Consider the following 21,557-nt stretch of genomic DNA (forward strand, 5'->3'; position numbering starts at 1 on the left):
GCCATCATGTCACAGGTTACTGAAAATAAAGTTATCTCTGCACCGGTGCCGATGACCCCGTTGCAGGAGTTCTGGCACTATTTTAAACGCAATAAGGGTGCGGTTGTCGGTCTGGCGTATGTCGTCATCATGATCCTGATTGCGGTGTTCGCGAACGTCATCGCGCCGTATAACCCGGCAGATCAGTTCCGCGATGTGCTGCTGGCGCCGCCTGCGTGGCAGGAAGGCGGCAGTATCGCGCACCTGCTGGGAACGGATGATGTCGGTCGCGATGTGCTGTCGCGCCTGATGTATGGCGCACGTCTGTCGCTGCTGGTGGGCTGCCTGGTGGTGGTGCTGTCGCTGGTGATGGGGATTGTGCTCGGCCTGGTTGCGGGTTACTTCGGCGGCATTGTTGATAACATCATCATGCGCGTCGTCGATATCATGCTGGCGCTGCCAAGCCTGCTGCTGGCGCTGGTGCTGGTGGCGATCTTTGGCCCTTCTATCGGTAACGCCGCGCTGGCGCTGACCTTCGTGGCGCTCCCGCACTATGTGCGTCTGACCCGCGCCGCCGTGCTGGTGGAGGTGAACCGCGATTACGTTACCGCTTCCCGCGTGGCGGGCGCAGGCGCGATGCGCCAGATGTTCGTCAATATCTTCCCGAACTGCCTTGCGCCGCTGATCGTTCAGGCGTCGCTCGGTTTCTCTAACGCCATTCTCGATATGGCCGCCCTGGGCTTCCTCGGCATGGGTGCGCAGCCGCCGACACCGGAGTGGGGCACCATGCTCTCCGACGTGTTGCAGTTCGCACAAAGTGCCTGGTGGGTCGTGACCTTCCCGGGTCTGGCGATCCTGCTGACGGTGCTGGCATTTAACCTGATGGGTGACGGTCTGCGTGACGCGCTCGATCCCAAACTGAAGCAGTAAGAGGTTCGAGATGGCGTTATTAAACGTAGATAAATTATCGGTGCACTTCGGTGACGAAGGTACGCCGTTTCGCGCGGTAGACCGCGTAAGCTACAGCGTAAATCAGGGCGAAGTCGTTGGTATTGTCGGTGAGTCCGGCTCCGGTAAATCGGTTAGCTCGCTGGCGATTATGGGGCTGATTGACTTCCCGGGCCGCGTGATGGCGGAAAAACTGGAATTCAACGGCCAGGACTTGCAGCGCATCTCTGAGAAAGAGCGCCGCAACCTGGTGGGCGCGGAAGTGGCGATGATCTTCCAGGACCCGATGACCAGCCTGAACCCGTGCTACACCGTAGGTTTCCAGATTATGGAAGCGATTAAGGTGCATCAGGGCGGCAACAGGAAAACCCGTCGGCAGCGGGCGATTGACCTGCTGACTCAGGTGGGGATTCCCGATCCGGCGTCGCGTCTGGATGTCTACCCGCACCAGTTGTCCGGTGGGATGAGCCAGCGCGTGATGATTGCAATGGCGATTGCCTGTCGTCCGAAACTGCTGATTGCCGATGAACCGACCACTGCGCTGGACGTGACCATCCAGGCGCAAATCATCGAACTGCTGCTGGAATTGCAGCAGAAAGAAAATATGGCGCTGGTGCTGATTACCCACGATCTGGCGCTGGTGGCGGAAGCCGCGCATAAAATCATCGTAATGTATGCCGGACAGGTGGTAGAGACAGGGGCGGCGCACGATATCTTCCGCGCGCCGCGTCATCCGTATACGCAGGCGTTGCTGCGCGCACTGCCGGAATTCGCGCAGGATAAAGCGCGCCTGGCGTCGCTGCCGGGCGTGGTGCCGGGAAAATATGACCGCCCGAACGGTTGTCTGTTGAACCCGCGCTGCCCGTATGCCACGGATAAGTGCCGTAGCGAAGAGCCGGATCTGAATCTGCTCGGCGACGGCCGCCAGTCCAAATGCCACTATCCACTCGATGATGCCGGGAGGCCCACACTATGAGTACGCACGAGGCCACCTTGCAACAGCCGCTGTTGCAGGCCATCGATTTGAAAAAACACTACCCGGTGAAGAAGGGGCTGTTTGCGCCCGAGCGCCTGGTAAAAGCGCTGGATGGCGTATCGTTCACCCTTGAGCGCGGCAAAACGCTGGCGGTCGTGGGCGAGTCCGGCTGCGGGAAATCCACGCTGGGCCGCCTGCTGACGATGATTGAAACGCCGACCGGCGGAGAACTGTATTATCAGGGGCAGGATCTGCTCAGGCACGATCCGCAGGCGCAAAAACTGCGTCGGCAGAAAATCCAGATTGTGTTCCAGAACCCGTATGGTTCGCTGAACCCGCGTAAGAAAGTGGGGCAGATTCTGGAAGAGCCACTGCTGATCAACACCTCGCTCAGCAAAGAGCAGCGTCGTGAAAAAGCGCTGGCGATGATGGCGAAAGTCGGCCTTAAAACCGAGCATTACGATCGCTACCCGCACATGTTTTCCGGCGGCCAGCGTCAACGTATTGCTATCGCCCGCGGTCTGATGCTTGACCCGGACGTGGTGATCGCCGATGAACCGGTCTCCGCGCTGGACGTTTCCGTGCGCGCGCAGGTGTTGAACCTGATGATGGATTTGCAGCAGGAGCTGGGGCTGTCTTACGTCTTTATCTCGCACGACCTGTCGGTGGTCGAACACATTGCCGATGAGGTGATGGTGATGTATCTCGGCCGCTGCGTGGAGAAAGGGACGAAGGAGCAGATCTTTACCAACCCGCGCCATCCGTATACGCAGGCGCTGCTCTCCGCGACGCCGCGTTTGAACCCGGATGACCGCCGCGAGCGCATCAAGCTGACCGGCGAGCTGCCAAGCCCGCTGAATCCGCCGCCGGGCTGCGCCTTCAACGCCCGTTGCCGTCGTCGCTTTGGCCCCTGCACCCAGTTGCAGCCGCAGCTTAAAGATTACGGCGGTCAACTGGTGGCCTGTTTCGCCGTCGATCAGGATGAGAACCCACAGCAATAACTGTTGGTTATTGCCTCATAACCGGAGCCTTGTGCTCCGGTTTTTTTATAATCCTTTTTTGGCTCCACAATGTGAGTCCATCGGCAGAACATTATCCCATAGCGACTAGAATGTAAGCAGATTTCTGATTGCCACAGAAATATCTGGAGCCAACGTGGTCACGATACGCTGGGATATTAAAACAATCGATCGTCTGTCTATGGTTGAGGATGTCCTCAAGGAGTTTTCCTGCCGCGATATTAATATTATCTCCATGAAGGTCACGCCGGGTCGGATTCTGATTAAATCCTGGTGCCGCCATTTGCAGGATATTTCCAGCGTCCAGACCTGCCTCAATCAACATGCCGACATTATTAATGTCGCTTATCTCTCTGAGAATCTTTCTGAACTGGCCACGCCCGAACTGACGCGACCGCGCTATTTCTCCGACATTATCTGTAGCAGCCAGAGTATGCAGGTGCTGATTGAAAAAGCGCTAAAAATCGCTGACAGCAAATATACCGTCCTGATCCGTGGTGAGACCGGCACGGGTAAAGAGTTGCTGGCGCGCGCCATTCATAATTCCGGGCAGCGGCGCTTTTATCCGTTTATCCCCGTCAACTGCTCAACGCTGCCTGAGGCATTGATGGAGAGCGAACTTTTTGGTTATGAAAAAGGGGCGTTCAGCGGTGCGGACGGCAGAGGGAAAAAAGGGTTGTTTGAAATGGCGGATAAGGGAACGCTGTTTCTTGATGAATTTGGCGAAATGCCGCTGAATTTACAGGCCAAGCTGCTGCGGGTGCTTCAGGACGGCGGCATCCGCCGCGTCGGCGGGGCGCAGGTGATCCCGGTTAACGCGCGTATTATTGTCGCCACCAACGCGAACCTGGAAGAGATGGTCGAACAGCGCCTGCTGCGCGCCGATCTCTGGTATCGCATTAACGTACTGACGCTCACGATTCCGCCGTTGCGCGAGCGCCCTTCGGATATCACTTTACTGATTCGCCATTTTGTACAGAAATATGCCAAAGAGTTTCAACGGCGGCTGATACTGGACAAAGCCTGTTTTGAGTCACTGCGTCACCACCACTGGCCGGGCAACGTTCGCGAACTGGAGAACACCATTATCCGTCTGATGCTGATGTCAGAAAGTGATGTCATCACCTGCGATGATTTGGGGCTTTCAACGGTGTCACAAGCGTTGCCGGGGCATCCCGACCGTCCCTTCAAAGAGCAGGTGCAACATGCTGAGCGACAGCTGATTGAGCAGATGGTGGAAGAGAATGTCTCCTCCCGGCATATCGCGAAAGCGTTGGGGGTTTCGCACACGACGGTGCTGAATAAAATACGCAGCTACCAACTGGAAGGGGTGAGTTAAGCGCCGCCAGGAATCGACGGCGCACGGAACGCGTTATTCAATCAGCTTCAGGAGCGGCGACAGGCACAGCAAAATCCCATACAGCAGAATCAGCCAGGTTTTCAGGCCGCGCAGTTTTTCCAGTTGCGTGACTTTATAGATCAGGAAAAAAGGGATGATGCACGACACAATGCCGTACAGCGGGCTGCCCAACTGGAAGAACACCAGCACCGAGACGCGGAACGATACCCAAATGACCAGCGTGATAACGATAAAGGTACAGATGCCAAGCGTCAGTACCAGCGGATTGATCTTCTCCACGTCGATAACCCGGCTCAGCACGTTGAGAATGATGCCCTTAATCGCTTCATGAAAACCCAGGTAAATACCGAAGAAGGCGGTGAGAACCGCAAAGATATTCAGTACCGTTGAGGTGAAATGAATGATCTGTCCGGGAATGACCTGCGCAGCCAATGCCAGCGCGGAGATATTCTGCTCAAAGGCGGAAACGGCTTCTTCGTGGCTGATGGAGAAGGTAAACGAAAACGAGAAGAACAGGATCACGGCAATCAGCGTGATATAGCTGATGCGGTGGGTACGAATGGCCATGCGCGTCGCCAGCACTCTGTCGGCTTCTCGTTTGCGGTAGGCAATGTTCATTGGGTTTAGCACCTGAATAAACACCGCCGAGAAAAAACAGAAGGGGACGGTGAGCAGCACATCGCGGAAGAAGACCGACGCCTGCGGGAAGGCCGTAATATTGCTGAAGTTCCAGTGCGGAATCATCGCGAAACCGAAGATCAGGATGATGCCTACTTTCACCACCACCATAGGGCCGGAGATTTTAAACAGCAGCTTTTCTCCACCGGAGGCGATAGCGACCAGTACGGCGAAGATCGCCACTTTATAGAGGATGGACTGCGAGAGATCGGCATCGGTCAGACCGAAGGTTTTAATGTACGACGCGCTGTCGAAAACCACGGATAAAGAGTAGATAAAAATGCCGTGGATAATCATCAAAAAGTAGATCACGCCGAGGAAGACGCCCCAGTTTTTCCCCAGGTAATGACTGATAATATCGGTGTAGTCATTACAGGTTTCACTTTCTGATAACGTCTTTAAGTAAATATCCTGCACGATATAGGTTGCGGGGTAGGCGATAATAAACGCGGTGATAAAGACCCAAATTCCTTTTAGCCCAATCTGTACCGGCATTAGCACCGTTCCGGCGCCAATGGCCATGCCGATACATAACAGCACCCAGCCAAAATCGTATTTCGTAAACGGTAGTTTTCCTGAGAACGCTGCGGTGGTCGCTTTACTGTTGCTTAATTGTAATGTGTTGTCCTGCATAGAGCCCCCTGCCCAAAATACGCGTCACCCCGGGAAGGATGATGCGTATAGCCAGGCCGTTGTGCCTTGATTCTCAACAGCCGGAGCCGACGCAGGCCAGCTCCGACCGTAATGGTCAGAATGTCGCCTTTCTGATGGCGTGTTCAAGGTCGTTAATAATATCTTCTGGATCTTCAAGACCCACAGAAAGACGGATTAGCCCGTCGGTAATACCTGCTTTAAGCCGTTCCTCTGGCGCAACAGGCGAATGTGTCATAGACGCAGGGTGCTGAATGAGGGTTTCGGTATCACCGAGACTGACCGCGAGGAGGCACAATTCTACCGAATTGATCATGCGTCTGCCAGCCTCCAGGCCACCCGCGATTTCGAAGCTGATAATGCCGCCGGGCAGGCTCATCTGGCGTCTGCCAAGTTCATACTGCGGGTGCGAAGGAAGCCCCGGATACCAGACGTGGGTAATCTTCGGATGGCTTTCCAGGAAACGGGCGATTTTCAGCGCGTTCTCGCAGTGGCGTTCCATGCGAATCCCCAGCGTCTTCACGCCGCGCAGCGTCAGCCAGGCGTTAAAGGGGCTCATGCAGCCGCCGGTGATATCCTTCAGCCCGATAAACCGCGCCTGATCGATAAACTCCTGCTTGCCGACGATGACCCCGCCAATAACATCCCCGTGTCCGTTGATGTATTTCGTGACGCTGTGAACCACGATATCGGCTCCCTGGAGCAGGGGTTGCTGGCAGTACGGCGACATAAAGGTGTTATCCACAACCAACAGCACGCCCCGCTGATGGGCGATCCCGGCGACCGTTTCGATGTCGACCAGGGAGAGCGTTGGGTTAGCGGGCGTTTCGATGTACACCACTTTGGTTTCCGGGCGGATGGCTTCGCGGATCTCATCCGGGTTGGCGGCATTAACGAAACTCACGTCAATACCGAACTTCGGTATGCTGTGCGACAAAAATGCGTGCGTGCAGCCATAAATCGCGCTGGCTGAGACAATGTGATCGCCCTGCTCACAGAGCGTCAGCAGCGTGGTGGTGATGGCGGAAATACCGGACGCTGTCGCCAGCGCCGCTTCGCCTCTTTCCAGTACCGCCAGCTTTTTCTCCAGCGCGTCCGTCGTGGGGTTGCCCAGGCGGGTGTAAATGTACCCGGACTCTTCGAGCGCAAAGCGGGCGGCCCCCTGTTCGGCGCTGTCGAAAACAAACGTCGACGTCTGGAAGATTGGCGTACTGAGCGCGCCAGTTGAAGGATCGGGTTGTTGCCCCGCGTGAACGATCTGGGTGTTGAATCCGTAAGTACGACAGTCAGACATGATATCTCCTTTGATTCGGAACAGAACAGCTCACACTCAAATAGCAATCGCTGTGCCAGAAAAGGAGTTTTTATATATCAAAGAGTTAGTGGGTTTCGTTTTTTACGGGTCGTCAGAAAAGTTGCCAGCTGGCAAGAATCTTTCCAGCGTGTTGCGGCGCTTGCGCGAGTTTTGCCGGATGGCGACGAAAGCGTCTTATCCGGCCTACAAATCGGCATAATTTCAGGAGATTGTGCCTGACCTGTAGGCCTGATAAGCGTAGCGCCATCAGGCCTTTTTCGTTTACTGCGGATAAGGCACCCAGTCGCCGCCGTTCAGACGCACATACGGTTTACCCTGATACTGGATAACCACCGCGTTGGCGTTTTCAGCGACCGGCGCGGTCTGCGGCAACCCACGGGTGAGCTGATCCCAGTTGACGTTGTCTTCGACAAACAGTTTGCCGTCAAGGGCGCGCACCACCAGTTCGGAAATCGCCAGGTAGCTGCTCGGCTGGTCAATCTCAATCGATGCGCCCTGATGAGGCGTTTTCATGCCGAAGAATTTCACCGCTGCCGGTACGTTGGTGATCGACGGGCTGGGGATGTCGCGTAGCCCGGAAACCTGCATTCTGTCGCCTTTGAGCGCGCCGCCGTGTTCCGGGACCATCACCACCATCACTTTACGGCCCGATTTCTCCAGTTCGGTAAAGAAGGCGTCCAGCTCATCGAACAGCTTTTGCGCGCGAATTTTGTAATCCGCCGTTTTGCTGACGCCAGGGAAGTGGTTCCCGTCGTGCAGCGGCAGCGTGTTATAGAACGTTGCGCTACGCGAGTTCTGATCTTTCTCGGTGGTTTCCAGCCAGCGATTGAGCACGGCGGTGTCGTCATAAACCGGAGAACCGTCAAAGCCCAGCAGCGTGACGGGCAGCCCTTTTTGATCCATCAGCTCCGTCTGCATACCGCCATTCTCACGCACTTCTTTCAGGAAGCCGCCGAATTCGCCGTTATGACCCATCATTAAATGCTGCGTGAAGCCCAGCTTCGACAGGTTATCAAACAGGTAGCAGTCGTTGCCTGCCGGTTGATACAGATTCGTGTGCGACGACTGGCCGCAGCTGGCGCGCAGCAGGCGGATTGCCGCCGGGCCGCTGTAGGAGGTGGCGGAGTTAAAGTGCTTAAACAGAATATCGAAATGCGACCATAACGGATGTGACATCAGGCCTGCGGCTTCAACATCAGACCACGAGAGGGAACAGATGTTGATCACCAGCAGTTCAAACGGCTGCGCATCGGCCGGCAGCGCCGTCGGGAACGGCGTTTTTCGTTTTTCTTCCGCGTTATAGAAGGTGTTCAACCATGCGTTCAGATTGGCTGAGGTTGGAGGCGCGGTCTGCGCCGGGATATCGCCGACCACCGGGGTGTCTCCTGCCGTTGCGACCGTCGCCGCCGCAGAGCCGCCGGTGGTCGTCACCGTGTCGGTCGGCTGGCCGCCAGGCCACAGCGTAAAGACTGGCCCTGTCAGCGTCAGCACGTTCAGCCAGATCATAATGGCGACAACAAAAAGAGTGACCCGAATCCACTGCGATAAAAACAGCCAGGCGACGAGCAGCACAAACACGGCGCCGATCATCTGCCAGTTGATAAAGCGGGTCACCAGATCGAGCATATAGTCCGCGCTAAAACCCGCGACCTGCGAGCCCTGACTGATAATGCTTTGTGGGCCAGGCAGCCAGGTGTCATGCCAGAAAAGCGCGAAGCCGATTGGGATAGCGACCCAATGGCGCAGACGGTGCAGGCTGAGTTTGGGGACTGGCATTAACAAAAAGGCCATGAAGACCAGGTTCTGCAACGGATGGAAGTTGAGATATCCCGCCCAGAGCAGGCCAAACTTTACCAGAAAGTAGAAATTCCAGCCTGCAAGGCCGCGCCAGTATTGCCAGAGTGGTGAAGGCATGGATGAGGTTTGAGTATGCTGAGTCATTTTTTGTCTGCCTTGACGTTTGTTGCACGGCGCAAGGTTCCGGCGGGTTTTACATAACGGGGTCTGGCGAATAACAGTCGGGCTGTGTTACGGATGCGGCGAAGCGAATGGCGCGCCAGATAGCCCAGAGGAAAAAAGATCAGCGCGCAAAAGACGATGATCTGGATGATATCGTTGACGTTCATCATTGTGGGCGCTCCACGCTGTCATCCAGCAGTCGTAAGGGTTCGGGAATACGTCGCCAGACTCGCCCGTCATGCTCGGCATTGAGCACAGGGTTCGGCCCCTGGGTCAGCGGCAGCGGTGTGCCCCACAGTTCAGGCGACAGCAGGCGCATTTGCACGAGTTCAGCGCTGATTTGGTTATCTTCGAACCAGACCATGCGGTTGGAAAAGATATCGCCGGTCGGCAGCGGGAAGATATGGTTCAGCGCAGTGTCCAGATCGTTGACCCGACAGAATGATAAAAACAGCACCAGCCGGTTGCCGCCGATAGTCATGATATCGCCGGTACGGTTTGGGCGGCAGAGCGTCAGCGCCTGCTCGATGCGGATACCCGGCACCGGGCGCAATGCGACCATCACGCCTTTCCCGTCAGCGGGCAGCAGCGTGTTGCTCATCATGTTATGTACGGCTTCGCAGAAGACGTCCCATGTCTGGAAACCGCGCAGCTTCATGGGCTGCGTCATCGACAGGAGTGTGGCGATCTCTTCCGGGACGTAGCGGCTGAATTGCTGTCCCTGCACGCTTTCAATCAGCGTCAGGCAGCGGGAAAGCGGCGCATTCCACGGAATAACCATATTCGCGCCGCAGCCTAACAGCAGTCGCTCGTCGGTCGCTCGCAAACTGGCGAGATTTTCGCGGACGATAATTTTCAGCGCGCTTCCGCGCTGGCGGCGCAGCGTATGGATATTTCGCGCCATGGGTTCGATTTGGCTATTTTGCGTCAGGGAGAAGATGATCGTCGCCGCCTGTGCAGTTCGCGCTTCGTTGAACAAGGTTTGGTTATTATCAAAAAGCGCCCAGTGTTCCGACAGCGGCGGAGCGCCTTCAAGAACGGCGATATTGCTGAGGATGCGTTTTTCGTCGCTGCGCGGCTGGATGTTCGCCTCTTCCTTGTGAGCCAGCTCCCAGTGCGCATCTTTATGGCGCAGCGTCAGTTGTTGCCGGGCGCTGACCCCTTTTTCGCTGCACCAGAACGCGATGTCGAACAGATGCTGGTCGCCCTGAAAACGTAAGCTGGCAAGGCCGAAAAGCGAACGATACTCCCCCATCAACAGGGAGAACTGTTTGTCATTATTATTTCCAGGGTTAATAACCAGAAGCGAACAGTGATGGAACCGGGTCCATTTATTCATTTTTTCCAGCCACTGATGAAGGCGTTCCCCTGATATATTTTGCCAGGCGTTATTCGCGCAAAGAAGAATGAAAAAGTAATGTGTAGGATCAACAGAACAAAGCAAATCGCGGGGCAAAAAGTATAACCCCTTTTCAGAATCCGGCATTGAAAATAACTGGATTTTTTCCGGGCCGTGAGATTCATCTAATTTGATTAATTCACCCGGATCGCTGCCCATACAAATGACCGCGACTTTCGCGTTCCCTGCCTGCGAGGCAATCGTTTGATTCACCAGGCTGATGGCATCTTCATTGCGATCAGCGTCAACCCACCAGACACCGCCGGCAGGCATGTGGCGTAGTTCATCCCATAATGATGAGATGCCGATAGAAAATACGGGGTCCACAGCGTCCCTCTTGTCGCTATTTTATCTGTTTATCAGTTTACTAGCGAAAGCTCAGAAATAAACCTAACATTGAAATTAAAACACATCAGATTTAGCATATGAATCAATTCGGCGGGCAGGAAGCCTTGCGACCTCGGTCATGGTGTTTTCTTTACTCTTACAGTTTGCGTAACGGAAAGGCGAGAAATGAACGATCCCCTGCATTGAAGATTAACAGTGAAGAGGGGGGGATGCTGCCAGAAAAATTGTCTGAAGCATGGTGAGTATATTCAAAAGGGACACAATACAGAATGTATAACAACAACGAACCTGACTCTCAGTTTGATTCAGCATTGGGCTATACCTTTCAAAATGATTTTCTGGCGTTAAGTCAGGCTTTCTCCTTGCCCGAAATAGACTATACCGATATTTCCCAACGCGAACAGCTGGCTGCGGCGATTAAACGTTGGCCTTTATTGGCTGAATTTGCGCAACAACCATCATAAGGGAGTCAGGGATGTCCATTCTGGGATTGCAGGGCGTGCGCGGCGGTGTAGGCACCACATCAATCACTTCGGCGCTCGCCTGGGCGCTGCAAATACTCGGGGAAAATGTGCTGGTCGTTGATGCCAGCCCCGATAACCTGCTGCGTATGTCATTCAATGTCGATTTTGCCCATCGCGACGGCTGGGCCAGGGCGCTGCTGGACGGTAAAGACTGGCGCGATGCCGGACTGCGTTATACCACCCAGCTCGATCTACTGCCGTTCGGACAGCTTACGGTGGAAGAGCGGGAGAATCCTCAGGAATGGGCGGAAAAGCTGGGAGCTATTTGCGCTGGCCTGCGCGAACTGAAAGAGAGCCGACGCTATTCGTGGATTTTGCTGGATCTTCCCCACGGCGTCTCACCGCTGACGCAACAGTTGGTCAGCCTCTGCGATCATACGCTGGCGGTGGTAAAAGCGGACACCAATTGCCATATCCGGCTGCATCAACAGGCGCTGCCCACGGGCGCGCATATCCTGATTAACGATTTACGCATTGCCAGCCAGTTGCAGGACGATCTGTACCAGGTCTGGCTGCAAAGCCAGCGTCGTTTGCTGCCGATGGTGATCCATCGCGATGAAGCGATGGCGGAGTGTATGGCTTCGAAACAGCCGCTGGGCGAGTACCGTGGCGATTCGCTGGCGGCAGAAGAGGTGCTGACGCTGGCGAACTGGTGTTTGCTGCACTATGCGGGTAATCGCGCCCCTGCCGGGAGCGCATCATGAACATCCTGACCCGGTGGCTTCTCATTCCGCCGGTCGGCGCACGCCTGAGCGAGCGCTATCAAGGGTATCGCCGTCATGGCGCGTCGCCGTTCAGTGCGATGCTGGGCTGCCTGTGGGTGATTCTGGCGTGGACTTTTATTCCGCTTGAGCATCCGCGCTGGCAGCGCATTCGCGCGCAGCATAAAGCGCTCTATCCGCACATTAACGCCAACCGACCGCGTCCACTGGACCCGGCCCGCTATGCCATTCAAACGCTCTGGTTGATGGCCTTCTCGCCGCGTAAAGAGAAGAAGGTCGAACCGCGCTGGCGATCGCTCTCCCGCCTGCTGGGCGTGCGCGGTCGCTATCATCAGTGGATGGACACGCTGCCCGACCGCGTCAGTAAAAAGACCACGCACCTGGAAAGCGAAAAAGAGCTGGGCCATCTTAGCAACGGGGTGCGCCGCTTTATCCTCGGCGTCATCGTCACTTTTTCCCTGATTCTGGCGATCATCTGTATTACCCAGCCGTTTAACCCGCTGTCGCAGTTTATCTTCCTGATACTGCTGTGGGGCGTCGCGCTGCTAGTGCGGCGGATACCGGGGCGTTTCTCCGCCCTGATGCTGATCGTGCTGTCGCTGACGGTGTCATGCCGTTATATCTGGTGGCGTTATACCTCGACGCTAAACTGGGATGACCCGCTGAGCCTGGTTTGCGGGCTGATTTTGCTGTTTGCGGAAACCTACGCCTGGATTGTCCTGGTGCTGGGGTATTTCCAGGTCGTCTGGCCGCTTAACCGCCAGCCCGTGCCGCTACCGAAAGAGATGGCGCAGTGGCCGACGGTGGACATTTTTATTCCGACTTACAACGAAGACCTCAGCGTGGTGAAAAACACCGTTTACGCCTCGTTGGGCATCGACTGGCCGAAAGACAAGCTGAGCATCTGGATTCTTGACGACGGTGGGCGCGAAGAGTTCCGCCAGTTTGCCCAGACCGTCGGCGTACAGTACATCGCCCGTACCACGCATGAACACGCCAAGGCCGGCAACATCAATAACGCGCTGAAATACGCGAAAGGCGAGTTTGTCTCGATCTTTGACTGCGACCATGTACCGACACGCTCGTTCCTGCAAATGACGATGGGCTGGTTCCTGAAAGAGAAAAAGCTCGCCATGATGCAGACGCCGCACCACTTTTTCTCGCCGGACCCGTTTGAACGCAACCTCGGTCGTTTCCGTAAAACGCCGAACGAAGGCACGCTGTTTTATGGGCTGGTGCAGGATGGCAACGACATGTGGGATGCGACGTTCTTCTGCGGATCGTGCGCGGTGATTCGCCGTAAACCGCTGGATGAGATTGGCGGCATTGCCGTTGAGACCGTGACCGAAGATGCGCATACCTCGCTGCGCTTGCACCGTCGCGGCTACACCTCGGCCTATATGCGCATTCCACAGGCGGCAGGCCTGGCGACGGAAAGCCTGTCCGCGCACATCGGGCAGCGTATTCGCTGGGCGCGCGGCATGGTGCAAATCTTCCGTCTGGATAACCCGCTGTTCGGCAAAGGCTTAAAGCTGGCGCAGCGTCTGTGTTACGTCAACGCCATGTTCCACTTTTTATCGGGTATTCCACGGCTCATCTTCCTGACGGCGCCGCTGGCTTTCCTGCTGCTGCACGCCTATATCATCTATGCGCCCGCGCTGATGATTGCGCTGTTTGTGTTGCCGCACATGATTCACGCCAGCCTCACCAACTCGAAGATTCAGGGGAAATACCGCCACTCCTTCTGGAGTGAAATCTACGAAACGGTGCTGGCCTGGTATATCGCGCCGCCGACGATGGTGGCGCTGATCAACCCGCATAAAGGGAAATTCAACGTTACCGCGAAAGGCGGGCTGGTAGAGGAAGAGTATGTCGACTGGGTGATTTCCCGGCCCTATATCTTCCTGGTACTGCTCAACCTGCTGGGGGTCGTGGTGGGCGTCTGGCGTTACTACTACGGCCCCGCCAACGAAATACTTACGGTGATCGTCAGTCTGGTGTGGGTTTTCTATAACCTGATCATTCTGGGCGGCGCGGTGGCGGTCTCTGTGGAAAGTAAGCAGGTACGCCGGGCGCACCGCGTTGAAATCTCCATGCCGGCGGCCATTGCCCGTGAAGATGGCCACCTGTTCTCATGCACCGTGCATGACTTCTCCGACGGCGGCCTGGGGATTCGGATCAACGGGCAGGCGCAGGTGCTGGAAGGGCAAAAGGTTAATTTATTGCTTAAACGCGGCCAGCAAGAGTACGTCTTTCCTACTCAGGTCGTGCGCGTGTTGGGCAATGAGGTCGGGCTGCAATTGCTGCCGATGACCACGAAACAACATATCGACTTTGTGCAGTGCACATTTGCCCGCGCGGATACGTGGGCGCTCTGGCAGGACAGCTTCCCGGAAGACAAACCGCTGGAAAGCCTGCTGGATATTCTGAAGCTGGGCTTCCGTGGCTACCGCCATCTTGCGGAATTTGCTCCGTCTTCCGTCAAAGTAATTTTCCGTTCTCTGACGACGCTGGTTTCCTGGATTGTGTCGTTTATTCCGCGTCGCCCGGAGCGGCAGCCGGATCAGGTGATGGCTCAACAATGATGATAACGCGATGAAAAGAAAACTTTCCTGGGTTTATGCAGTGGCTATGGGGATAAGCGCTTTCCCCACTTTCATGACGAATGCGACGCCTGCAACGCAACCATTGATCAATGCTGAGCCAGCGCAAGCGCCGACAGCGCCTGCGCCAGAAACGCCGGAGCAGCCGGTCGGCCAGGTAATGCCGGGCGCCGATGCGCCCGTGGTGGCGCAAAACGGGCCTTCCCGCGATGTGAAGCTGACCTTCGCGCAAATCGCGCCGCCGCCGGGCAGCATGGTGCTGCGTGGTGTGAACCCGAATGGCAGCATTGAGTTCGGTATGCGCAGCGATGAGGTGGTGTCGAAAGCGATGCTGAACCTGGAATACACCCCGTCGCCGTCGTTGCTGCCGATCCAGTCGCAGCTGAAGGTCTACCTCAATGATGAGCTGATGGGCGTGTTGCCGGTCACGAAAGAGCAACTGGGCAAAAAGACGCTGGCCCAGATGCCGATCAACCCGCTCTTTATCACCGATTTTAACCGCGTGCGGCTGGAGTTCGTCGGGCACTATCGCGATGTTTGCGAAAACCCGGCCAGCAGTACGCTCTGGCTGGATGTTGGCCGCAGCAGCGTGCTGGATCTGACGTACCAGACCCTGCCGGTGAAAAACGATCTGTCGCACTTCCCGGTGCCGTTCTTTGATTCGCGGGACAACCGCCAGGTTACGCTGCCTGTGGTCTTTGCCGGTTCGCCGGATCTGATGCAGCAGCAGGCGGCATCCATTGTCTCTTCATGGTTCGGTTCGCGCGCAGGCTGGCGCGGCCAGCATTTCCCGGTGATGTACAACACGCTGCCGGATCGTAATGCCATCGTCTTTGCCACGAACGACAAGCGCCCTGATTTCCTGCGCGATCATCCGCCGGTAAAAGCGCCGGTGATTGAGATGATCAGCCACCCGGACAACCCATATGTGAAGCTGCTGGTGGTCTTTGGCCGCGACGATAACGATCTGTTGCAGGCGGCGAAAGGCATTGCGCAAGGGAATATCCTGTTCCGTGGCGACAGCGTGGTGGTGGATGAGGTGAAGCCTCTGCTGGCGCGTAAACCTTATGATGCGCCGAACTGGGTACGTACTGACCGTGCGGTGACGTTCGGCGAGCTGAAAACCTATAAAGAGCAGCTCCAGTCCACCGGGCTGGAACCTGCGGCGATTTCGCTGTCGCTGAATCTGCCGCCGGATCTCTATTTGCTGCGCAGCAACGGTATTGATATGAACCTCAACTACCGTTACACCACGCCGCCGAGCAAAGACAGCTCGCGTATGGATATCAGCCTGAACGATCAGTTCCTGCAAGCGTTCAGCCTGAACAGCACCCAGGAAAGCAATCGCCTGCTGCTGCGTTTGCCGGTATTACAGGGGCTGATTGACGGTAAAACGGACGTGTCGATCCCGGCGCTGAAGCTGGGGGCGATGAACCAGCTGCGCTTTGACTTCCAGTACATGAACCCGATGCCGGGCGGCTCGGTGGATAATTGCGTGACGTTCCAGCCGGTACAAAACCATGTGGTGATTGGCGACGACTCCACCATTGATTTCTCGAAATATTATCACTTTATCGCGATGCCGGATCTGCGTGCCTTCGCCAATGCGGGCTTCCCGTTCAGCCGGATGGCTGACCTTTCAGAAACCATTGCCGTGATGCCGAAAAACCCGAACGAAGCGCAGATGGAAACGCTGCTGGATGTGACCGGGACGATTGGCGCGCAGACCGGTTTCCCGTCGATTAACCTGAATATCACCGACGATAGCCGCCAGATTCAGGGTAAAGACGCGGATATTATGGTGATCGGGACAATCCCCGACGCACTGAAAGATGACAAACGCATCGACCTGCTGGTACAGGCGACGCAAAGCTGGGTGAACACGCCGATGCGCCAGACGACCTTCCCGAGCATCATGCCGGATGAGGCCGACCGCGCGCCGGATGCGAAATCCACCATCACCTCTGCTGGCGCGATGGCGGCGGTAGTGGGCTTCCAGTCGCCGTTCAACGACCAGCGTAGCGTGGTGGCGCTGCTGGCAGACAGCCCGCGCGGGTATGAACTGCTGACCGAAGCGATGAACGACAGCGGAAAACGCGCCGCCATGTTTGGCTCCGTGTCGGTGATCCGCGAGTCTGGCGTCAACAGCCTGCGGGTGGGCGATATTTACTACGTCGGGCATTTACCGTGGTTCGAACGCCTCTGGTACGCGTTATCGAATCATCCGGTGCTGCTGGCGGTACTGGCGGCGGTTAGCGTCGTGCTGTTGGCCTGGGTTCTGTGGCGTCTGCTGCGCATTATCAGCCGTCGTCGACTCGATCCCGATAACGAGTAATCGATGATGAACGCGCTGCGTGGATGGATGTTAACTGCCCTGATGCTGGCGACCGTCAGCGTACAGGCGGCCTGTACGTGGCCGGCATGGATACAGTTCAAAAAGGACTATATCAGTCAGGAAGGACGGGTGATTGACCCCAGCGACGCGCGCAAAATCACGACGTCGGAAGGGCAAAGCTATGCGCTGTTCTTTGCCCTCGCCGCCAACGATCGGCCGGCATTTGACCTGATCCTCGACTGGACGCAAAACAACCTGGCGCAGGGTTCCTTACAGGCGCATCTGCCTGCCTGGTTGTGGGGGCAGAAAGACCCCTCGACCTGGGCGGTGCTGGATGCAAACTCCGCTTCCGACGGCGATATCTGGATGGCCTGGTCGCTGCTGGAAGCCGGGCGCTTATGGAAAACGTCGCGCTATACCGACACTGGCGCCGCGCTGCTAAAACGCATTGCGCGTGAAGAGGTGGTAACGGTGCCGGGGCTGGGTTCAATGCTGCTGCCGGGGAACGTGGGTTTTGCGGAAAAGACGCGCTGGCGCTTTAACCCGAGCTATTTACCCCCGCAGCTGGCGCAATATTTTACCCGCTTTGGCGCGCCCTGGACCACGCTGCGTGAAACCAATATGCGTTTGCTGATGGAAACCGCCCCGAAAGGGTTCTCGCCGGACTGGGTGCGCTATGAAAAAGACAAAGGCTGGCAGCTGAAACCGGAAAAAACGCTGGTCAGCAGTTACGATGCCATCCGCGTTTATTTATGGGCGGGGATGATGCACGACGGCGATCCGCAAAAAGCGCGGCTGCTGACGCGCCTGAAACCGATGGCGACGCTGACGACAAAAAACGGCGTTCCGCCAGAGAAGGTGGATGTCGCCAGTGGTAAAGCCCAGGGCGACGGGCCGGTGGGCTTTTCGGCTTCTTTATTGCCTTTCCTGCAAAACCGTGATGCTCAGGCGGTGCAGCGACAGCGCGTGGCGGACAATTTTCCCGGTAGCGATGCCTACTATAGCTATGTGCTAACGCTTTTCGGACAAGGATGGGATCAGCATCGTTTTCGCTTCACCGCTAAAGGTGAATTACTACCTGACTGGGGCCAGGAATGCGCAAGTTCAAATTAAGTCTCATCCATCTCCTTTTGCCGGGTGGCGGTAACGCCTTATCCGGCCTACGGGATGCCGCTGATTGTAGGCCGGATAAGACGCTAAAGCGTCGCCATCGGGCAGTGCTCGGCCTGACGCTCGGCATCGCCTGGATGCCGTTTGCCGAGGCGGCGCCTTCCGCGCAACAGCAGTTGCTGCAACAGGTTCGGTTAGGCGAAGCCTCGCACCGTGAGGATTTGGTGCGCCAGTCGCTTTATCGCCTGGAACTGATCGACCCGAACAACCCGGAAGTGGTCGCCGCCCGGTTTCGCTACCTGCTGCGCCAGGGCGACAATGACGGGGCGCAGAAACAGCTCGACAGGCTTTCCCAGTTAGCGCCGAGTTCCAGCGCGTATCAGTCCTCCCGCACGACGATGATGCTTTCCACGCCGGAAGGGCGCCAGTCCTTGCAGGAGGCGCGTTTACAGGCGACCACCGGTCATACCGAAGAAGCGATTGCCGCTTACGACGCGCTGTTTAAAGGTCATCCGCCGCAAGGCGATCTGGCGGTGGAATACTGGACGACGGTGGCAAAATCTCCCGCGAGACGTAACGAGGCGATTAATCAGCTTAAAAGAATTAACGCCAGTACGCCGGGCAATACCGCCCTGCAAAACACGCTGGCGCAGTTGCTGTTTGACGGCGGGCGACGCGATGAGGGATTTGCCGTATTAGAGCAGATGGCGAATTCCAGCGCCGGGCGCACGACGGCTTCCGCTCTCTGGTATCAGCAGATTAAAGATCTGCCTGCCAGCGACGCCAGCGTAAAAGCGCTGCAAAAATACCTGACGGTGTTTAGCGAAGGCGACAGCGTCAATGCCGCGCGCAGCAAGTTGAGTGAACAGCAGCAACAGCTTTCCGACCCGGCGTTCAGAGCCAGAGCGCAAGGCCTGGCGGCGGTGGAGGCCGGACAGGGCGGCAAAGCCGTAACGGAATTGCAGCAGGCGGTAAGCGCGGATCACCGCGACAGCGAAGCCGTCGGCGCGCTGGGGCAGGCCTATTCGCAGCGCGGTGATCGTGCCCGTGCGGTGGCGCAGTTCCAGAAAGCGCTGGCGATGGACCCGAACAGCAGCAGTCGCGGTAAATGGGAAAGCCTGCTGAAGGTAAACCGCTACTGGCTGGCGATTCAGCAGGGCGACGCCGCGCTGAAAGCGAATAACCCGGACCAGGCGGAACGCCTCTACCGGCAGGCCAGGAGCATCGACAATACCGACAGCTATGCCGTGCTGGGGCTGGGCGACGTGGCGATGGCGCGTAAAGATTATCCCGCCGCCGAGCGCTACTATCAGCAGACGCTGCGAATGGACAGCGGCAACAGCAACGCCGTGCGCGGCCTGGCGAATATCTATCGTCAGCAGTCCCCGGAGAAAGCCTCGGCGTTTATCGCGTCGCTCTCCAGTCGTCAGCGGCAAAGTATTGATGATATTGAGCGTAGCCTTGAAAACGACCGGCTGGCGCAGCAGGCCGAAGCGCTGGAAAACCAGGGGAACTGGGCGCAGGCGGCGGAACTGCATCGTCGCAGGCTGGCGCTGGATCCCGGCAGCGTCTGGGTAACGTATCGTTTGTCCCGCGATCTGTGGAACGCCGGGCAGCGCAGCCAGGCCGATGCGCACATGCGCGCGCTGGCGCGTCAGAAACCGAACGACCCAGATCAGGTGTATGCCTATGGGCTGTACCTCGCGGGCAACGATCAGGATCGCGCGGCGATGGCGCATATCAATAATCTGCCGCGTAGCCAGTGGAACAGTAACATTCAGGAACTGGCGGACAGGCTGCAAAATAATCAGGTGCTGGAAACCGCCAGCCGCCTGCGTGATAGCGGCAAAGAGCGGGAAGCGGAAACGCTGCTTCGCCAACAGCCCGCCTCTACGCGCATTGATTTAACCCTTGCCGACTGGGCGCAGCAGCGGCGCGATTATTCTTCGGCGCGCGCCGCCTATGATGCGGTTCTGGCGCGGGAGCCGGGTAATGTCGATGCCCGGCTTGGCCTGACGGAAGTCTATATTGCGCAGGGCGATAACGCGGCGGCGCGGGCGGAACTGGCGAAACTTCCCGCCCCGGCAACCGGGGAGCCGCTGTCCATCAATATGCAGCGCCGTATGGCGCGGGCCCAGGCGCAACTGGGCGATACCGTCGCGGCGCAGCAGACCTTCAACACGATTGTGCCGCAGGCGAAGTCACAGCCGCCTTCTATGGAAACTGCGATGGTGCTGCGCGACGCGGCGGGTTTTCAGGCGCAAAACGGCGAACCGCAGCAGGCGCTTGAGACGTACAAAGACGCGATGGTGGCTTCCGGCATTACGCCGACCCGCCCGCAGGATAATGACACCTTTACTCGCCTGACCCGTAATGACGCGAAAGATGACTGGTTAAAACGCGGCGTGCGCAGCGATGCGGCGGATTTATACCGACAGCAGGATCTGAACGTCACGCTGGAGCATGATTACTGGGGATCGAGCGGCACCGGCGGCTACTCCGATCTGAAAGCGCATACCACCATGTTCCAGGTTGACGCGCCGTTGTCAGATGGCCGGATGTTCTTCCGTGCTGACCTGGTGAACGTGGATGTCGGCAGTTTCTCGACCCATGCGGACGGCACCTGGGACAAGAACTGGGGCACCTGTACGCTGCATGACTGTAGCGGCAACCGCAGCCAGTCTGATACCGGCACGAGCGTGGCGGTCGGCTGGAAAAACGAGACCTGGAGCTGGGATATCGGGACCACGCCGATGGGCTTTAACGTTGTCGATGTGGTTGGCGGCGTGAGCTACAGCAATGATATCGGGCCGCTGGGCTATACGCTGAACGCGCACCGTCGGCCAATCTCCAGCTCTCTGCTGGCCTTCGGCGGGCAGAAAGACGCGCCGAGCAACACGGGCACAAAATGGGGCGGCGTGCGTGCGGACGGCGGCGGTGTGAGCCTGAGCTATGACAAAGGTGAAGCCAACGGCGTCTGGGCTTCGCTGAGCGGCGATCAACTGACCGGTAAGAACGTCGCGGATAACTGGCGCGTGCGCTGGATGACGGGCTATTACTATAAAATCATCAATGAGAATAACCGTCGCGTCACCGTCGGCCTGAACAATATGATCTGGCACTACGACAAAGACCTGAGCGGGTATTCGCTGGGGCATGGCGGTTATTACAGTCCGCAGGAGTATGTGTCGTTCGCCGTGCCGGTGATGTGGCGGCAGCGTACGGAAAACTGGTCGTGGGAGCTGGGCGGTTCGGTATCCTGGTCGCATTCACGCACCAAAACCATGCCGCGTTATCCGCTGATGAATTTGATCCCGACGGATTACCGCGAAGAGGCGGCCACGCAGACGAATGGCGGCGGCAGCAGTCAGGGCTTTGGTTATACGGCGCGGGCGCTGATCGAGCGACGGGTGACGTCTAACTGGTTCCTCGGAACGGCAATTGATATTCAGGAAGCGAAGGATTATACGCCGAGCCATTTCCTGCTGTATGTGCGTTATTCCGCTGCGGGATGGCAGGGCGATATGGATTTACCGCCGCAGCCGCTGGTGCCGTACGCGGACTGGTAAGCGCCGAACGCCTGATGGCGACGCATTCGCGTCTTATCAGGCCTACAACGCGCGCTTGCGGC

At 57.2% G+C, this 21,557-nt stretch carries 15 protein-coding genes; 10 read left to right on the plus strand and 5 right to left on the minus strand.

Annotation, left to right across the window (positions count from 1 at the left end):
- Positions 1 to 6: 6 nt before the first annotated feature.
- The 4 genes from dppC to OGX84_RS06810 all read left to right on the plus strand — a co-directional run bounded on the left by dppC (position 7) and on the right by OGX84_RS06810 (position 4,261).
- A complete protein-coding gene (gene dppC, locus OGX84_RS06795) occupies positions 7 to 909 on the plus strand; it encodes a dipeptide ABC transporter permease DppC (protein ID WP_012135676.1) in 903 nt (300 codons plus the stop codon).
- A gap of 10 nt (positions 910 to 919) precedes the next feature.
- Positions 920 to 1,903: a dipeptide ABC transporter ATP-binding protein gene (gene dppD / locus OGX84_RS06800; RefSeq protein WP_012135675.1), complete on the plus strand. Its 984-nt coding sequence runs from the start codon at positions 920 to 922 to the stop codon at positions 1,901 to 1,903.
- Positions 1,900 to 2,904, plus strand: coding sequence for a dipeptide ABC transporter ATP-binding subunit DppF (gene dppF / locus OGX84_RS06805; protein WP_049009744.1), 1,005 nt, complete (start codon positions 1,900 to 1,902; stop codon positions 2,902 to 2,904). The genes dppD and dppF overlap by 4 nt, the downstream gene beginning before the upstream one ends.
- A 154-nt stretch (positions 2,905 to 3,058) precedes the next feature.
- Positions 3,059 to 4,261: a sigma-54 interaction domain-containing protein gene (locus OGX84_RS06810; protein ID WP_058668255.1), complete on the plus strand. Its 1,203-nt coding sequence runs from the start codon at positions 3,059 to 3,061 to the stop codon at positions 4,259 to 4,261.
- 33 nt (positions 4,262 to 4,294) lie between these two features.
- On the opposite strand, the gene OGX84_RS06815 is transcribed toward OGX84_RS06810, so the two are convergent.
- The 5 genes from OGX84_RS06815 to bcsE all read right to left on the minus strand — a co-directional run bounded on the left by OGX84_RS06815 (position 4,295) and on the right by bcsE (position 10,611).
- A complete protein-coding gene (locus OGX84_RS06815; RefSeq protein WP_012135671.1) occupies positions 4,295 to 5,593 on the minus strand; it encodes an aromatic amino acid transport family protein in 1,299 nt (432 codons plus the stop codon).
- Between the two features lie 115 nt (positions 5,594 to 5,708).
- Positions 5,709 to 6,905, minus strand: coding sequence for a methionine gamma-lyase (megL, locus tag OGX84_RS06820; protein WP_012135669.1), 1,197 nt, complete (start codon positions 6,903 to 6,905; stop codon positions 5,709 to 5,711).
- Positions 6,906 to 7,187: 282 nt separating this feature from the next.
- Positions 7,188 to 8,867 (minus strand): cellulose biosynthesis protein BcsG, encoded by a 1,680-nt coding sequence (bcsG, locus tag OGX84_RS06825; RefSeq protein ID WP_049009740.1) that lies wholly within the window; start codon positions 8,865 to 8,867, stop codon positions 7,188 to 7,190.
- Positions 8,864 to 9,055, minus strand: a complete 192-nt coding sequence (gene bcsF, locus OGX84_RS06830; protein WP_012135666.1) for a cellulose biosynthesis protein BcsF — start codon at positions 9,053 to 9,055, stop codon at positions 8,864 to 8,866. The genes bcsG and bcsF overlap by 4 nt, the downstream gene beginning before the upstream one ends.
- On the minus strand, positions 9,052 to 10,611 hold the full coding sequence (gene bcsE / locus OGX84_RS06835; RefSeq protein ID WP_112001424.1) for a cellulose biosynthesis c-di-GMP-binding protein BcsE: 1,560 nt from the start codon (positions 10,609 to 10,611) through the stop codon (positions 9,052 to 9,054). Before bcsE ends, bcsF begins: the two co-directional genes overlap by 4 nt.
- Before the next feature lie 290 nt (positions 10,612 to 10,901).
- On the opposite strand from bcsE, the gene bcsR reads away from it, so the two are divergent.
- The 6 genes from bcsR to bcsC are packed head-to-tail and all read left to right on the plus strand — an operon-like array spanning position 10,902 to position 21,495.
- Positions 10,902 to 11,096: a cellulose biosynthesis protein BcsR gene (gene bcsR, locus OGX84_RS06840; RefSeq protein ID WP_012135663.1), complete on the plus strand. Its 195-nt coding sequence runs from the start codon at positions 10,902 to 10,904 to the stop codon at positions 11,094 to 11,096.
- Between the two features lie 11 nt (positions 11,097 to 11,107).
- Positions 11,108 to 11,860 (plus strand): cellulose biosynthesis protein BcsQ, encoded by a 753-nt coding sequence (gene bcsQ / locus OGX84_RS06845; protein WP_012135662.1) that lies wholly within the window; start codon positions 11,108 to 11,110, stop codon positions 11,858 to 11,860.
- Entirely contained in the window at positions 11,857 to 14,463 is a 2,607-nt protein-coding gene (bcsA, locus tag OGX84_RS06850) for a UDP-forming cellulose synthase catalytic subunit (RefSeq protein ID WP_012135661.1), read from the plus strand. Before bcsQ ends, bcsA begins: the two co-directional genes overlap by 4 nt.
- A 10-nt stretch (positions 14,464 to 14,473) precedes the next feature.
- Positions 14,474 to 16,816 carry a cellulose biosynthesis cyclic di-GMP-binding regulatory protein BcsB gene (bcsB, locus tag OGX84_RS06855; protein ID WP_112001425.1) on the plus strand — a complete coding sequence of 781 codons (2,343 nt, stop codon included), beginning with the start codon at positions 14,474 to 14,476 and terminating at the stop codon, positions 16,814 to 16,816.
- A gap of 3 nt (positions 16,817 to 16,819) precedes the next feature.
- On the plus strand, positions 16,820 to 17,929 hold the full coding sequence (gene bcsZ / locus OGX84_RS06860) for a cellulose synthase complex periplasmic endoglucanase BcsZ (RefSeq protein ID WP_080975444.1): 1,110 nt from the start codon (positions 16,820 to 16,822) through the stop codon (positions 17,927 to 17,929).
- Entirely contained in the window at positions 17,911 to 21,495 is a 3,585-nt protein-coding gene (gene bcsC / locus OGX84_RS06865) for a cellulose synthase complex outer membrane protein BcsC (protein ID WP_112001426.1), read from the plus strand. Before bcsZ ends, bcsC begins: the two co-directional genes overlap by 19 nt.
- The last annotated feature ends 62 nt before the right edge of the window (positions 21,496 to 21,557 follow it).

The sequence above is a fragment of the Citrobacter sp. CK202 genome (assembly GCF_030333225.1).
GTDB classification, from domain to species: domain Bacteria; phylum Pseudomonadota; class Gammaproteobacteria; order Enterobacterales; family Enterobacteriaceae; genus Citrobacter_B; species Citrobacter_B koseri.

Excerpts from the sequence above, each read along its gene's own strand:
- dppC (WP_012135676.1), top strand. The coding sequence starts at position 7 with ATGTCACAGGTTACTGAAAATAAAGTTATCTCTGCACCGGTGCCGATG.
- dppD (WP_012135675.1), top strand. The coding sequence starts at position 920 with ATGGCGTTATTAAACGTAGATAAATTATCGGTGCACTTCGGTGACGAA.
- dppF (WP_049009744.1), top strand. The coding sequence starts at position 1,900 with ATGAGTACGCACGAGGCCACCTTGCAACAGCCGCTGTTGCAGGCCATC.
- OGX84_RS06815 (WP_012135671.1), bottom strand. The coding sequence starts at position 5,593 with ATGCAGGACAACACATTACAATTAAGCAACAGTAAAGCGACCACCGCA.
- megL (WP_012135669.1), bottom strand. The coding sequence starts at position 6,905 with ATGTCTGACTGTCGTACTTACGGATTCAACACCCAGATCGTTCACGCG.
- bcsG (WP_049009740.1), bottom strand. The coding sequence starts at position 8,867 with ATGACTCAGCATACTCAAACCTCATCCATGCCTTCACCACTCTGGCAA.
- bcsF (WP_012135666.1), bottom strand. The coding sequence starts at position 9,055 with ATGATGAACGTCAACGATATCATCCAGATCATCGTCTTTTGCGCGCTG.
- bcsR (WP_012135663.1), top strand. The coding sequence starts at position 10,902 with ATGTATAACAACAACGAACCTGACTCTCAGTTTGATTCAGCATTGGGC.
- bcsQ (WP_012135662.1), top strand. The coding sequence starts at position 11,108 with ATGTCCATTCTGGGATTGCAGGGCGTGCGCGGCGGTGTAGGCACCACA.
- bcsA (WP_012135661.1), top strand. The coding sequence starts at position 11,857 with ATGAACATCCTGACCCGGTGGCTTCTCATTCCGCCGGTCGGCGCACGC.
- bcsB (WP_112001425.1), top strand. The coding sequence starts at position 14,474 with ATGAAAAGAAAACTTTCCTGGGTTTATGCAGTGGCTATGGGGATAAGC.
- bcsZ (WP_080975444.1), top strand. The coding sequence starts at position 16,820 with ATGATGAACGCGCTGCGTGGATGGATGTTAACTGCCCTGATGCTGGCG.
- bcsC (WP_112001426.1), top strand. The coding sequence starts at position 17,911 with ATGCGCAAGTTCAAATTAAGTCTCATCCATCTCCTTTTGCCGGGTGGC.